We start from the raw sequence: 13,739 nt of genomic DNA on the forward strand, positions 1-13,739 counted from the left end.
CCCGAACACCGTGCTCGACGAGGTCACCCGCCGCGGGCCGGCCCGCACCCCGGCGCTGCCCGCCCGCCTGGTCCGCCGCGTCACCGAGCACCTGCGCGCGCACGCGCACCGTCCCGTCGACCCGACGGAGCTGGCCCGGCTGACCGGGGCCCCGGCCCGGACCGTGCTGGCCGGGCTGCGCCGGGCCGGGACCGACCCGGCCACCGTGCTGTGGCGCGCCCGGCTCCACGGCGTGCGCGACGACCTGCGCGCGACGGGCGACGCGACGGCGGTGGAGCGCATCGCGGGCCGGTGGGGCTTCGTCCGGCCCGGCGGGTTCCGGGTGGCATACACCCGCGCCTTCGGCGAGACCCCGGAGGAGACCGCGGGCCGCTGACCCGCCCCGTCGCACCGGTACGGTCGCCGGGTGTGGATCGAGCTGGCGCAGCGGCTGTTCGACGTCGTCGAGCCTGCCCGGCCGGCCTCCCCGGACGACGTCGATGCCATCGGCACCGAGCTGGGCCACGAGGTGCCCCCGGACCTGCGGGCACTGCTCCTCGAGACCGACGGACTGCACGGCCGCCACGGCGCCGCCCTGGTCCATCCGGCCCGTCGGATCGTCGACGACAACCTGGCCCTGCGCCGCGACCCCGGCCTCGCCGAACTCTACCTGCCCTTCGACCAGCTGATCTTCTTCGCCGACAACGGCGGGGGCGACCTGTTCGGCTTCCCGGCACTGCCGAACCGCCCGGAGGTGGTCGTGTGGGACCACGAGACCGACTCGCGCCACCGGGTCGCCGGATCGCTGCGGGACTACCTCACCCGTCGGGCGGGCGGCGACGGCGACGACTGGTACCGCCGCTGACCCACCACCCCTCGGAGAAGTGGTCACCCGCCGCCCCGACCGCCCGGACGACGTCGATCAGTACATGAGCGCTGTCCGGGCAGCCCTCGACAGCACTAAGAGGTCGCGCGGATTGATGGATGATCATGGGCGGCGGTGTGGTCGGCTGTCCCAGCGGTGCGTGGTCCAGGCCTGCCGGATCAGGCTACGGAGTGTGATGATGGTGTCGGCGAGGTCGAAGAACGCGTCGACGACGGTTTCGCGGCGTTCGTAGCAGCGCTGCAGCCGGTTGAAGCTGTTGTGCCAGGCGTTGGTGCGCTCGATGTGCCAGCGTTGGGTGGCCTGGATCGGTGCTTTCTCGCCCTTGCGCGCGATCTCGCTGTGCAGGCCCCGTTCGGTGAGTGTGTCGCGGGTCTTACCGGAGTCATAGCCGGCGTCGAGGTGCACGGTGATGTCGTCGGGCAGCGGGCCGAGAGCGTCGAGGTGGTCGAGAGTGGGGCCCAGTAGCGGGGAGTCGTGGCGGTGTGCCCCGGCCAGGACCCGGCCCAGTGGGATGCCATGGCCCTCGACGAGCACCGATCGCTTCATGCCCTGTTTACGCCGGTCAACCGGTGACGGTCCGGCGACCTCACCGCCGCCGGGGGCCTTGGTGATGGCGCCGTCGACGGCAACGTCGTCAAGCAACAGGCCGACGATGCGGTCGTAGGCGTCCAGGGCGATCCGGCGTAGCTGGGCGAAGACCCCGAGCCGGATCCACTCGTCACGGCGATCGCGGATGGTGGTCGCCGAGCAGGTGCTGTCGGAGACGCCCTGATACGGGCAGCCGAACCGCAGCACCTGCAGGAGCTTGTCGAACACGACCCGATCCGCGATCCGGCGGCGGTGACAGCCCCACGGATGAGTGGGATCGAACTCGCCCCGGGGCGGCAGCAGCGCGGCGAACTGGTCCCACAACGGCTCGGTCAACCATGATGGCAGGGCGGGCACGCGGCCTCCAGACGATCACGAAGAGTCAACAACTTCATGATCGACAGGCCCGTGCCCGCCCCTCACCATCGACACCCGGCCGCGACCCAGCTGTGATCAATCCGCGCGACCTCTAAGGTACTTCTCGACGTGCCGGATCACGGCCGTCAGTAGGAGAACAACTGGATCAGGTTCCCGCAGGTGTCGTCCACGACCGCGATCGTCACCTCACCGGCGGGAGTAGGTCGTTGGACGACGGTCGTGGCGTGCTCCGAGACGAGCCGGTCCACCTCGGTCTGCACGTCGTCGACCTCGAAGGCCGCCAGCGGGATGCCGTCCTCGACCAGCGCCGTCTTGTAGGTCTTCACGGCCGGGTGCACATCGGGCTCGAGCAGCAGCTGCGGCCCCTCCGGGTCACCGGGGGCGGTGACGGTGAGCCAGCGATGCTCCCCGATCGGAATGTCGTGCTTGATCTCAAATCCCATCACATCGCAGTAGAACCGCTTCGCCTGGTCTTGGTCGTCGACATAGACATTGCAGTAGGACACCTTCGCCATCACGTCGCTCCTGGAGGCTCTGGCCAACGCTGCGCTATCTCACGCAGCGGGCGGGTATCGATGTCGTGGAACTTGTAGCGGCCCTGCCGTCGGACGGTGACCAGTCCGGCGTCCTCCAGAACTGCGAGATGCTGGGAGACGGCCTGCCGGGTCGGAGAAAAGCCCCGTTCGAGTAGCGCGCCACAGAGCGCGAACAACGTCTGTCCATCGGTCGCCGTGAGTGCATCGAGCAGCGCGCGCCGAGTGGGATCGGCGAGAGCCCGGTAGATGTCACCCACGTCCGGGACTATAGGCAAGTAGCAACTTGCCTGTCTAGAGCGGCGGCGGGCCATGCCCGGCGACTCCACCCACGTCGAGCACGGCGGCGGCGTCCTATCGTGGCGGCGGTGCCCGACCTGCAGCCCAAGCTGTACTACGGCCAGCCCGGCTACGCCCGTGGCGGCCCGGTCCTGGTGTTCTTCCGGAACGACGAGGGTCTGATCTCGTTCGCATTCACCGAGAAGGCGGCGTTCTCGACGTCGTCGCCGCTGGTCGGGTCGGGGTGGTTCGTGAACGGGATCTCCGCCGACGCGGAGAAGACGATTACCGCGATCGTACAGGAGGCGACCGCCTGAGCCGGTCGGGAGCGCGCCGCACAGGCACGGCCGGATCTCAGGAGCGCCGGATCGGTGAAGCGCTACTCGATGTCGGCCCAGACGACGAAACCGCTCGTGCCGAAGACGACGTTGATGCGGTCGAACCGGCAGTCGTCCTCCCGCCACGCGTCCCGGGTGACGTCGCGGAACGCCCACCCGAGCGCCCCGGCCCACGCCCGTGCCTCACGAGGCGTGAGCCCCAGGAACTCGTCCGCGGTGTGCGTGGCCACCGTGAGAGTGTGGAGCGCGAGCGGCGGAACGGCCAGCGGTTTCGTCCGTCCACACCAGACTGCACCGTTCTGGACACCCCCGGGGCGCCCCGCACCGCCACAGACGACGGGACGGCGCCGTCCCCGCGTCCCCGCAGGTGACAACGCCGTCCCGGCCGTTCAGAAGGGTCAGGCCTGCTCGGTCTCCCGAGCCCGCAGGTCCTTCCGCAGGATCTTCCCCGCGGCCGACTTCGGGATCTGGTCGATGAACTCGACCACGCGCACCTTCTTGTGCGGCGCGACCCTCTCCGCGACGAAGGTCATGACCTCGTCCTCGGTCAGGTCCCCACCCGAGGACTGCTTCACCACGAACGCCTTCGGGACCTCCTCGCCGTCGGCGTCCTTGACCCCGATGACCGCGGTGTCGGCGATCTTGTCGTGGGTCAGCAGCAGCGCCTCCAGCTCGGCGGGCGGCACCTGGTAGCCCTTGTACTTGATGAGCTCCTTGACCCGGTCGACGATCGAGTAGACGCCCTCGTCGTCGACGACGGCGATGTCGCCGGTGTGCAGGTAGCCGTCGGCGTCCTTGGTGGCGTCGGTCGCGGAGTCGTTGTTGAGGTACCCGACCATCACGTTCGGGCCCTTCACCCACAGCTCGCCGCGCTCGCCGACACCGACCTCCTCGCCGGACTCCGGGTCGACCAGCTTGCACTCGATGTTCGGCAGCGCGAAACCGGACGAGTTCAGGTCGAGGTCGCCGCGGTCGTCGGGCATGCAGTGGCTGACCGGGGACAGCTCGGTCATGCCGTAGCCCTGCAGCACGGTGCAGTTCAGCCGCTTGGCGACGGCGCGGCCGAGCTCGCCGCCCAGCGGGGCGGCACCGGAGAAGATCGTCTTCACGCAGGACAGGTCGAACTTCTCGACGATCGGGTGCTTGGCCAGCGCGACGGCGACCGGCGGGGCGATGTAGAGCCGGTCGACCTGCAGGTCCTGGGTGATGGTCAGGAACTGTTCGAGGTCGAACTTCGGCATGGTGACGACGGTGGCGCGCGCGTGCAGCCCCTGGTTCATCATCACGGTCATGCCGTAGATGTGGAAGAACGGCAGGAACGCCATGATCTTGGTCTCGCTGGTCACGTTGCCCATGACCTGGATCTGGAGCAGGTTCGCCACCAGGTTGCGGTGGGTCAGCACCACGCCCTTGGCCAGGCCGGTGGTGCCGGAGGAGTAGGGCAGCACCGCGGTGTCGGTCGCGGAGGTCGTCAGCTCGGGCGCCGGGGCGCCGGAGCTCACGAGGTCGCGCAGCGAGTCGTGGCCCTCGGTGGCGTCGATGGTGAGGACGACGTCCTCGGACAGCCCGGCCTCCTTCGCCCCCACCACGGCGCGGTCGAGGAACGGCGAGACGGTGATCACCATCTTCGCGCCAGAGTCCTTGAGCTGGTGGGCCAGCTCGCCGCCGGTGTACATCGAGTTCGCGCTGGTCACGATCCCGTTGGCACGCAGGATGCCGTGGAACAGTGCCGCCCACTGCGGCAGGTTGGGCGCGAACAGCGCGACGACGTCGCCCTTCCCGATGCCGCGGGCGGCGAGCCCACCGGCGATCTTCTCGACCAGGCCGTGGAACTCGGTGTAGGTCAGCTGGTCGCCGGTGGTGCCGTCGACGATCGCCGGCGCATCCGCCCGGTCGCCGAAGCCGTCGGCGAACAAGAACTCGGTGAGCGAGACGTCGGGGATCTCGACGTCCGGGTACGGGCTGCGCAACGACAAGGGTCGCTCCTTCGCGAGGTCCTACGGAACAGAGGCGACGCCGATCATCGCCCATGAGGGGCGGCCGTGCCAGGACCGCACCGCGGGACCGGCCGGGGCGGTCCGGTCCCGCGGAACGGGCCGGGACCGCTGCCGGACCGGAAGGCCGGTGGCGAGGTGCCGTGCGGGGCCCCGTCGGGCCGGGTGACCCCGCCGCTCACCCCTCCGGTCGTGGCTCCGTCCGTGGCTCCGCCTGCGCCTCCGGCCGCGTCTCCGGCCGTGGCTCCGTGCGACGCAGCAGGTGGTGGGCCAGGGCCCCGACCAGCGCGGCCATCGTCACGCCGCTGCCCAGGACGAGCCGCAGCGTGACCGGGAGCGCCTGGTAGACCGTCGGCATCAGGACCGGCAGCAGCCCGGCCGCCAGCGCGAGCGTCGCCGTCATCAGCGCCCGGTCGTCGCCGAGCCCGCTCCGGGCGACCATGCCGACGCCGAGCGCGGCGACCATCGCGAAGACCACCACACCCGCGGCGCCGACCACCGCGCTCGGCACGGCCGCGACCCAGCGGGCGACCGGGGCACACACGGACAGCACCACGAGCAGCACGGCCGTGCCGACGGTGACGTACCGGCTGCGCACCCGCGACAGCCGGACGATGCCGATGTTCTCGCCGCTGGTGACCATCAGCGGTCCTCCGAGGAGCCCGGCGAGCACCGAGGTGACCCCGTCGCCCCGCACGGTCCGGGTGACGTCGTGCCGGCCCACCGGCCGGTCCACCGCCTCGGCGGTGAGCACCGTCTGTCCGGCCGCCTCGGCCATCGCGCCGATCGAGAACAACAGCAGCGGCACCATCGCGGGCAGCAGGAGCTCCGGCGCGCCGAACGGGAACGGCTCGGGCAGCGCCAGCAGCGGACCGGGCGCCGGCGGGGTGATCCGCCCCGCGACCGCGGCCACCACGGCCCCGGCGAGGATGCCGAGCAGGACCGCGAGCCGGCTCAGGCCACCGGGCAAGACCCGATGGGCGACGACGATCGTGCCCACCGTGACCGCGACCAGCGCGAGCGCCCACGGCGACGGCCCCGTCGGGGTGTCCGACACGAGCCCAGCGTTGATCTTCACCAGGTTGACGCCGACGACGACGATCATCGTCCCCAGCACCACCGGCGGGAAGAACCGCATGAGCCGGGTGAACACCGGCGCCAGCACGACGACGGCCAGCCCGGTGACCACGACCGCGCCACTCGCCGCGGCCGGTCCCGCTTCCCGCGCGATCTGCGCGAACAGGGCCACCGCCGCCCCACCGGGCAGCATCACGAAGGGCAGCCGGGCCCCGATCCCGAACGGACCGATGGACTGCAGTGCCGTGCCGATCCCCGACACCAGCAGCAGCGCGGCGAGCAACCGGGCCCCGGCGGCGGCGTCGAGCTCCAGCGCGGCGGACAGCAGGAAGGCCGACGAGACCGGCCCGGCCACCATCACCAGCAGGTGCTGCACGGACAGCGGCGCCAGCACCCGCAGCGGCACCCGCTGCCCGGTCGGGTCGACCGTCGGCGCGCTCACCGGTCCAGCCAGGGCAGCTCGTCGGGGGCGTACCGGTAGGCCCGGAACAACGCGTTCGACGGCCCGGGGAAGTTCCGCCGGACCCGTTCGTCGGCGTAGGTGCCGATCTCGGGGAGCACGTACTCCCAGCAGACCCGGCCCTCCCCCGTCACCTCGAACAGCCTGCCGAACCCGGACTCGGTGATCAGGGTGTTGCCGCCCGGCAGCCGCTGGACGGCTCCCATGAACGGGGTGAAGAACGCCTCGGGCTGCGGGTCCCGCCAGCTCCACACGACCTCGTGCAGCTCGGGGTCCAGCTCGACCACCCTGCTGAAGGGGACGCTCTCCCCCGGCCGGAACACGCCATTGTCGAAGACCAGGACGTTGCCGTCCGGGAGCTCCTGGGCGTGGTGCTGCTGGGACACCGTCCCGGGCGCCGACCGGCGCAGGACCTTCCCGCTGGCCCGGTCGATCACGATCACCGCGGAGACCGACCGCAGGCTGGCGAGCACGGTGCCGTCGGCCATCGGCACGACGCTGTTGATCAAGGGCCAGTGCTCGCGCGGGTAGTGCGCCCCGAGCGGGTACTCGTCGGGGTCGAGGTGCTCGGCGGCGTGCCAGCGCCACGTCTCGGTCCCGTCGGCGTCGACCTCGGTGATCACGTCGGCGTACACCGCGCCCGCGTACTCGGTGCCGGGGACGCCCCCGCGGACCGCCGCCGAGGCGGCCGGCCCGAGCTCCTCCAGCACCGTGTAGAGCACGCGGCCGTCGCCGAGGTGGTGCGCGTCGTGGTGGGCGAGCGGGTCGCGGTGCTCGCGCACGACGGTGCCGTCGGGGGCGAGCTCGGCCATCACCCCGCCGCGGTACTTCTCCCAGAACGGGAAGAGCTCCGGGCCGTCGGGATGCACACCGTTGTACGCCAGGTTCCCGTTCGGGAGGATCCGCGCGTGTCTGCCCGCCCGCCACGGTGGCCGCCACTCGTGAACGACGGTGCCCGCCATGTCCACCAGCCGCACCAGGCCGGTCTCCGCGCCACCCGCCGCCAGCGGCGTGTACAGGGTGTACCCGGGGAACGCGTGCTCCGGGTCGTGCTCGATCAGTCCGGTGCGCCGCCGTGCCAGCGTCCGCTGGTCCATGAGAACCTCCATCAGGGATCAAACTTTTGACATCAAAAGTTTGATCCAGTCCGGGCCGGGAGACCAGGCCCGTGTGTGAAAGGTGTGTGACATGTCAGGGCCTCAGGTGGGCGCCGTCGTCCGCGCGCTGCGCAGGGAGCGCCGTGCCACCCTCGCCGACGTGGCCGCGGCCAGCGGCCTGTCCGTCCCCTTCCTGTCCCAGGTGGAGAACGGCAGGGCCGCGCCCAGCATGCGGTCGCTGCAGGCACTGGCCGCGGCCCTGGACACCACCGCCGTCGCGCTGCTCTCGGCCGCGGAGGAGGCGGGCCGGGTCGACGTCGTCGCACCGGAGGACAACGCCATCGCCGACGGGGCGGGCCGGGTCCGCACCCTCGTCCGCGGGGATCGGCACCTGCACGCGCTGGAGTTCACCGGCAGCACGGGCCGCGCCGGGGACTCCTTCCGCCACCCGCACGACGAGCTGCTCTACGTCGTGCGCGGGACCGCGCGGGTCTGGGCCGGCGACGAGGAGTTCGAGCTCGCCGCGGGCGCCGCGTTGTACTGCTCCGCCGGTGTGGACCACCGCTGGACCGCCCTGACCGATGAGACCACCGTGCTGCTCGTGGGCATCAACGATCGGGCCAGGGTGTCGCTGCCGGCCGGCCCGCCGCGGGCGACGGACCGCCCGTGAGGGTCAGTCGTCGAACAGGTGCTCGAACGCCGTGAGGTTCGCCGTGGACTCGCCGTGTTCGGTACGCCAGGCGTACTCGCGGCGGATGGAGGAGGCGAAGCCCAGCTCCAGGAAGGTGTTGAAGTCGCCGTCGGCGGCCTCCAGCACCGATCCGAGGACGCGGTCGAGCTCGTCCGCGGTGACGGCGTGCCGCGCCAGCCGCCCGACGAGGTGGATGTCCCCGACCCGGTCCAGGCAGTAGTGCACGCCGTAGAGCTTGGCGTTGCGCAGCAGCATGAACCGGTAGACGCCCTCGTGGTTCTCGTCGGGCCTGCGGCACACGAACGCCTGCACCGCGAGGGTCTGTTCGCGCAGGATCAGCCAGGTCTGGGTCTGGAGCCGGGCCTCGCCGGGGAGGGTGACCAGCCACTGCCCTGGTCCACGGTGGACGTACTCGGCCCCGGAGTCGGCGAGCGCGGCCCCGATCCGCTGCTCCAGCTCGCTCATGCGTCCCCCCGTCGCCGCGCCGCGAACTCGGTGCGGGCCTCGTCGTAGGCGCCCAGCAGGGCGTCGGTCGTCCGGTCCCAGGAGAAGCGGTGCGCGTGCGTCGCCGCGGTCCGCCCCATCTGCTCGCGACGGCCCGGGTCGAGCGCGAGCTCGCCCAGCGCGTCGGCCCAGTCGGAGATGTCGTGCCCGGTGACGAGCAGCCCGGACCGGCCCTCGGCGACGGCGACCGGCAGCCCGCCCACCCGGGTCGCCACCACCGGCGTCCCGCAGGCCTGGGCCTCCAGCGCGACCAGCCCGAACGACTCGTTGTGGCTCGGGACGGCGACGACGTCGGCCGCCCGGTAGACCGTCACCAGCTCGTCGCCGGCCCGCGGCGGCAGGAACCGGACCAGATCGGTGATCCCCAGCTCGGCGGCCAGCTCGTGCAGCGAGGTCGGCTCGGCCAGCCCGGACCCCGACGGCCCGCCCGCGACGAGCACGACGAGGCGTTCACGCAGCCCCGGTACCCGCGCGACCAGCTCGGCGGCGGCGCGCAACAGCACGTCGGGGGCCTTCAGGCGCTGGATGCGCCCGACGAACGCCAGCACCACGGCCCCGGCCGGGAGTCCCAGCTCGGCGCGGGCCGCGGCCCGGTCGCCGGGCCGGAAACGGTCGGTGTCCACCCCCGGCGGGATGGTGACGGTGCGGTGGGGGTCGGCGTCGTAGAGGTCGAGCAGCTGCTTGGACTCGATCTCGGTGTTCGCCACCAGCCGGTCCGCCTCCGCGACGACCTGGTCCTCGCCGATCACCCGGACCCGCGGCTCGGGGGTGTCCCCGGCGGCGAGCGCGGCGTTCTTGACCTTGGCCAGGGTGTGCGCGGAGTGCACCAGCGGCACCCCCCAGCGGTCCCGGGCCAGCCACCCGACCTGGCCGGACAGCCAGTAGTGGGAGTGCACGACGTCGTACCAGCCCGGGTCGTGGCGGGCCTCTGCCCGCAGCACCCCGGCGGTGAACGCGCACAGCTGGCTCGGCAGGTCGTCCTTGCCGAGCCCCTCGAAGGGGCCCGCGGCGACGAACCGGACCGTCGCGCCCGGCTCCAGCTCGACCGTCGACGGCTGCTCCGACGACGTGGCGCGGGTGAAGATCTCCGCCTCGACGCCGCGGCGGGCCATCCGGATCGCCGTCTGTGCGACGTAGACGTTCATCCCGCCGGCGTCGCCGGTGCCGGGCTGCTCGGTCGGGGAGGTGTGCACCGACAGCACCGCGACACGTCGGGGCAGTCGTTCACTCACCCGAGCATCCTGACACGGCGCCGGAGCGCCAGCGCAGCCACCAGCGCCCGCAGCGGGTCGGCGGCGTGCCAGTCGTCGCCGCGGCCGGGCCACGCCGGGACGGTCACCGTCCCGCCGTCGTGGAGGTCGACGACCAGCTCCTCGTGCCGGTGCAGCCGCCCCGGGGGCGCGGGTTCCCCCAGCGCGGCCAGCGCCGCGGCGACCTCGGGGTCGGCCGTCCACGGGCCGGAGGTGCCGGTGCCGCGGGCCGTCCCGGCGACCCGGTCCGAGGCCAGCGGCACGTCGAGCAGCTCCGCGAGCGCGGCCGGATCGGGCCCGCCGGGGACCGCGGGCACCGCGTCCAGCGCGGGCAGCACCCAGGGCGCGTCGAGGACGACGGCGCGGTCGGTCGGCGCGACCTGCCCGGTCACCGTGCGGACCCGGTCCGGCGGGTCGACGTCGTCGAGGTCCACCCGCCCGTCGGCGACGGCCGCGGCGAGCGCGGCGTAGGCGGCCGCGGCGACCTCCCCGCTCACCGTGCGGGCCGGGTCGGCCAGCCGGTCGAGCAGTTCGACGACCTCGTCCGGCCCGTCGACGACGACCCGGTCCCGGACCCCGACCGCGGTGAGCACCGCGTCGTCGACGCCGGGCAGGGCCGCGACCTCGTCGTAGAGCCCGGCCAGGCCGGTCGCCGAGCGCAGCCGCCACGTGCTGGGGAGCCGGCCGTCGAGGCGGACGTGGCGCGACAGCCACCAGGCGGTGTAGCCGGTGAGCAGCGCAGCCCGGGTGTCGCGGTCGGCGGCGAGCAGGGCCAGCGCCGCGGGCCAGCGGTCGTCGGCGACGAGGTCGAGGTCGCGCACGGCGGGCGGGGTGTCACCGTCGTCGGGGTAGTGCTCGCCGTCGTGCAGTACGTCGGGGTCGAACGGGACGACCGTGAACCGGTCCAGCACGCCCGCGGCGACCAGGGCGTCGCGGGACACGTCGGCCCACTCCGGCCCCAGCACGCCGACCGGGGCGTCCGGGTCGAGCAGGTCCCGGACGGCGGCGTCGGGCAGGACGAGCTCGTCGGCGCGGGCGGGGCGGCCGTCGTCGTCGGTGAGCGCCAGGGACCCGAACCGGGGGTCCGGCGCGGCGGCGGGGGTGTCGAGCAGAGCGAGGACGGCACGGGCCGCCGCGGTGGTGTCCAGGCCGGCCTCGGCGTCGTCGACGGACCGCTCGACGGCCGCGTGCAGGGCTGGGGCGTCGAGCAGGGTGTCGCGGTCGGCGTCGGCGGCACCGAGACGGCGCAGCAGCGGGTGGACGGCGTCGGGGTGGGCGATCCGCAGCTCGGGGAGCGCCGTCACGGCGGCCGGGGCGTCGCCGTCGGGGAGCAGCACCGAGGCGGGCCCGGGCACCAGACGACCGTCGACGAGCGGGACGGGCAGCGCGCCCAGCTCGGCCGCCAGCCCCGGGACGGTGTCGACGGCCGGGGCGAGGGCCGCGTACAGCTCCCGCCACCAGCCGGGAGCCGCTTCGACGCCGGTCAGCCGCTCGGCCAGCGCGGCCGCGCCGATCCGGTCCACGCCGAGCGCGGCGGGCGGGACGACCCCGGACGCGACGAGCCGGGAGAACGCCGGGTCGCACGCGGCGAGCAGCTCCGCCACGCCGTCGCCCGGGACGTCGAGCCACTCCGCCCGACTCGGCGCGAACAGTCCCGCGTCGTCCTCCCCCACCCCCGGTGCGGTGCCGGTGGGGGATGCGGCGGCGGGGAGCCACGGGGTGTGGGTGAGGGTGGTGAGGAGGGCGTCGCGGAGTCGGCCGTCGAGCGGCGAGCGCGGGAAGCCCGGCTCCGGCACCAGCCCGGCGCGCTCGGCGGGGTCGACCCGCCGGACGAGGTCGGCGTAGGCGGCCGCCGCGGCGTCGACCAGCACGTCGACGGCCGGGTCGTCGGCACGGATCCGGCGGCGGTCCGGGTCGAGCGGGAACGGCGCGATCAGCCGGGCGGGCAGCGACAGCTGCTCGGCGCTGCGGGTGGGGGCGTGCAGGACCTCGCCGTCGTCGGGTCCGTACGGGGCGGGCCGGTCGCCGCGCAGTCGCAGCGCCCAGCGGACGCCCGCGTCCCCGGTGACCAGCAGGTACCCGGTGTCCCCGACCCGCACCCGGCCGTCGCCGAGGTCGGTGCGGGCGACGGTCACCGGGCCCGCGGTCACCGACTCCAGCCCCGGGAGCGCCAGCAGCAGGTCACCGGCGGTGCGGGCGAGTTCGTCGAGCAGGTCGCGCGGGTCGATGCCGGGTACCGGACGCAGCCGGACCTCGGTGGCGAACCCGGGCGGCGGCGGCTCCTCCTCCGGCGCGGGCCAGGCCAGCCGCAGCACCGGCACCCGGGCGTCGCGGGCCAGCTCGGCGGCCGCCTCACCGCCCAGTGCGGCCACCTCGACCGCGGTCCGGGCGGCGGAGAACGCGACGCCGCCCGCGGCGGTCACCAGGCGCGGCGCGGTGCAGACGGCGAGGACCGCGGCGAACCCGACGCCGAAGCGGCCGGTGGTGCCGGCGGTGTCCCGCTTGGCCGAGGCCCGCAGCGCGGCGAGCGCGGCGACCCCGGCGGCGTCGAGCGGGGCCCCGGTGTTGGCGACGCGCAGCTCACCGTCCACCACGACCGCCCGGACCCGGCCGGGCAGGTCCGCGGCGAGCGCGGCGTCGGCGGCGTTCTGGAGCAGCTCGGCGACCCAGGTGTCGGCGTAGCCACCGCGGCGCAGGTCGTCCTCGGCGTTGACGTCCTCCCGGAACCGGGTCGGCGACGACGACCAGGCCGTCAGGACCCCGTCCCGCAGCGCCGCCGTGCCGAACGGGTCGGTGCCGCCCGCGACGCCGGTGGAGCTCAGGACCCGACCGGCTCGAGGTCGACGCCGTCGTCGTAGACCAGCGCCGAGACGTGGACCGGGGAGCCGGACGGCTCGGTGACCGAGGAGTGCGCGCCACAGCCGAACTCGACGGCGACGACCTGGGCGTCGGCCGGGGAGGAGCCGTTCGCGCAGACCCCGAACACGCCGTGCAGCGACCCGGCGAGCGGCACCAGGAACCCGCAGGTCCCGCAGGACGCGGGCGCGGACCGGGCGAGGTCGGCGCCCGGGCCGCGCTCCCCGTCCTGCCAGCGTTCGGCGGCGGCGATGCGGCCCTCGTAGGACAGCACCCGTTCGCGGCCGAGCCCGACCTCGCGGGCGAGCGCGTCGACGGCCGGGGCCCCGGAGTCGACGTAGCCCGGCACCAGGCGCGGGTCGTCGGCCGGGGTGGGCAGCAGGTCACCGGGCTTGAGGTCGCCGGGACGCACGCGCTGGTCCCACGGCACCCAGTCGGGGGCGACGAGCGCGGTCGAGCCGGGCAGCAGCACCGACTCCGAGACCGTCACCGGCCCGTCGTCGGCCGCGGCGGCGACGGTGACCGCCCAGCGCCAGCCGCGGTAGCCGGGCAGGTGCGCGGCGAAGGAGTGGGTGACCGAGCCGTCGTCCTCGACGGTCGTGCCCAGGTGCGCGCCGACGGCGGCCACGGCCGCGTCGGCCCCCAGCTCGTCGGCCGCCTCCTCGACGGCCGCGGCCCGCGCCTCGTCCACCGCGTCGAACAGGTGCGACGGCGCGGGAGTCACCCTGGGCTGCGGCGTCTCCGCCCGCTCGTCACCGCAGTCGCCGACCTCGACACCCACCTCACCAGTGCTCACCTCACCAGTGTGCCACCCGCGCCCGGGCATCCT

General features: G+C 73.9%; 15 protein-coding genes. 4 read left to right on the forward strand and 11 right to left on the reverse strand.

Features of this window, described 5'->3' with window-relative positions; all coding sequences use genetic code 11:
- The coding region (locus Ae331Ps2_RS32430) for a helix-turn-helix domain-containing protein (RefSeq protein ID WP_217695639.1) at positions 1–376 on the forward strand (376 nt) is incomplete at its 5' end.
- 30 nt (positions 377–406) lie between these two features.
- A complete protein-coding gene (locus Ae331Ps2_RS07170) occupies positions 407–844 on the forward strand; it encodes an SMI1/KNR4 family protein (protein WP_075309950.1) in 438 nt (145 codons plus the stop codon).
- A 123-nt stretch (positions 845–967) separates the two neighbouring features.
- On the opposite strand, the gene Ae331Ps2_RS07175 is transcribed toward Ae331Ps2_RS07170, so the two are convergent.
- From Ae331Ps2_RS07175 to Ae331Ps2_RS07185, 3 genes are all read right to left on the reverse strand, one after another.
- On the reverse strand, positions 968–1,810 hold the full coding sequence (locus tag Ae331Ps2_RS07175; protein WP_075305978.1) for an IS5 family transposase: 843 nt from the start codon (positions 1,808–1,810) through the stop codon (positions 968–970).
- Positions 1,811–1,956: 146 nt separating this feature from the next.
- Positions 1,957–2,346 (reverse strand): VOC family protein, encoded by a 390-nt coding sequence (locus tag Ae331Ps2_RS07180; protein WP_075312747.1) that lies wholly within the window; start codon positions 2,344–2,346, stop codon positions 1,957–1,959.
- Positions 2,346–2,624 carry a metalloregulator ArsR/SmtB family transcription factor gene (locus tag Ae331Ps2_RS07185; protein WP_020621658.1) on the reverse strand — a complete coding sequence of 93 codons (279 nt, stop codon included), beginning with the start codon at positions 2,622–2,624 and terminating at the stop codon, positions 2,346–2,348. Before Ae331Ps2_RS07185 ends, Ae331Ps2_RS07180 begins: the two co-directional genes overlap by 1 nt.
- 108 nt (positions 2,625–2,732) lie before the next feature.
- On the opposite strand from Ae331Ps2_RS07185, the gene Ae331Ps2_RS07190 reads away from it, so the two are divergent.
- Positions 2,733–2,960 carry a hypothetical protein gene (locus tag Ae331Ps2_RS07190; RefSeq protein WP_139318911.1) on the forward strand — a complete coding sequence of 76 codons (228 nt, stop codon included), beginning with the start codon at positions 2,733–2,735 and terminating at the stop codon, positions 2,958–2,960.
- A gap of 62 nt (positions 2,961–3,022) precedes the next feature.
- On the opposite strand, the gene Ae331Ps2_RS07195 is transcribed toward Ae331Ps2_RS07190, so the two are convergent.
- The 4 genes from Ae331Ps2_RS07195 to Ae331Ps2_RS07210 form a co-directional block, all read right to left on the reverse strand.
- Entirely contained in the window at positions 3,023–3,211 is a 189-nt protein-coding gene (locus Ae331Ps2_RS07195; protein ID WP_075309946.1) for a hypothetical protein, read from the reverse strand.
- 168 nt (positions 3,212–3,379) lie between these two features.
- A complete protein-coding gene (locus Ae331Ps2_RS07200; RefSeq protein ID WP_075309944.1) occupies positions 3,380–4,957 on the reverse strand; it encodes an AMP-binding protein in 1,578 nt (525 codons plus the stop codon).
- A gap of 196 nt (positions 4,958–5,153) precedes the next feature.
- Positions 5,154–6,494 carry a uracil-xanthine permease family protein gene (locus tag Ae331Ps2_RS07205; protein WP_075309942.1) on the reverse strand — a complete coding sequence of 447 codons (1,341 nt, stop codon included), beginning with the start codon at positions 6,492–6,494 and terminating at the stop codon, positions 5,154–5,156.
- Positions 6,491–7,609: an aryl-sulfate sulfotransferase gene (locus tag Ae331Ps2_RS07210; RefSeq protein ID WP_075309940.1), complete on the reverse strand. Its 1,119-nt coding sequence runs from the start codon at positions 7,607–7,609 to the stop codon at positions 6,491–6,493. Before Ae331Ps2_RS07210 ends, Ae331Ps2_RS07205 begins: the two co-directional genes overlap by 4 nt.
- 91 nt (positions 7,610–7,700) lie before the next feature.
- Here Ae331Ps2_RS07210 and Ae331Ps2_RS07215 point away from each other — a divergent pair, with 91 nt between their 5' ends.
- Positions 7,701–8,279, forward strand: coding sequence for a helix-turn-helix domain-containing protein (locus tag Ae331Ps2_RS07215; RefSeq protein WP_075309938.1), 579 nt, complete (start codon positions 7,701–7,703; stop codon positions 8,277–8,279).
- Between the two features lie 3 nt (positions 8,280–8,282).
- On the opposite strand, the gene Ae331Ps2_RS07220 is transcribed toward Ae331Ps2_RS07215, so the two are convergent.
- The 4 genes from Ae331Ps2_RS07220 to Ae331Ps2_RS07235 are packed head-to-tail and all read right to left on the reverse strand — an operon-like array spanning position 8,283 to position 13,706.
- Positions 8,283–8,765 (reverse strand): YbjN domain-containing protein, encoded by a 483-nt coding sequence (locus Ae331Ps2_RS07220; RefSeq protein ID WP_020625459.1) that lies wholly within the window; start codon positions 8,763–8,765, stop codon positions 8,283–8,285.
- Positions 8,762–10,036, reverse strand: a complete 1,275-nt coding sequence (mshA, locus tag Ae331Ps2_RS07225; protein WP_075309936.1) for a D-inositol-3-phosphate glycosyltransferase — start codon at positions 10,034–10,036, stop codon at positions 8,762–8,764. Before mshA ends, Ae331Ps2_RS07220 begins: the two co-directional genes overlap by 4 nt.
- A complete protein-coding gene (locus Ae331Ps2_RS07230) occupies positions 10,033–12,975 on the reverse strand; it encodes a sacsin N-terminal ATP-binding-like domain-containing protein (protein WP_369804883.1) in 2,943 nt (980 codons plus the stop codon). Before Ae331Ps2_RS07230 ends, mshA begins: the two co-directional genes overlap by 4 nt.
- Positions 12,873–13,706 carry a DUF3027 domain-containing protein gene (locus tag Ae331Ps2_RS07235; RefSeq protein ID WP_337819452.1) on the reverse strand — a complete coding sequence of 278 codons (834 nt, stop codon included), beginning with the start codon at positions 13,704–13,706 and terminating at the stop codon, positions 12,873–12,875. Before Ae331Ps2_RS07235 ends, Ae331Ps2_RS07230 begins: the two co-directional genes overlap by 103 nt.
- Positions 13,707–13,739: the final 33 nt, after the last annotated feature.

This window comes from Pseudonocardia sp. Ae331_Ps2, from assembly GCF_001932405.1.
GTDB lineage: Bacteria > Actinomycetota > Actinomycetes > Mycobacteriales > Pseudonocardiaceae > Pseudonocardia.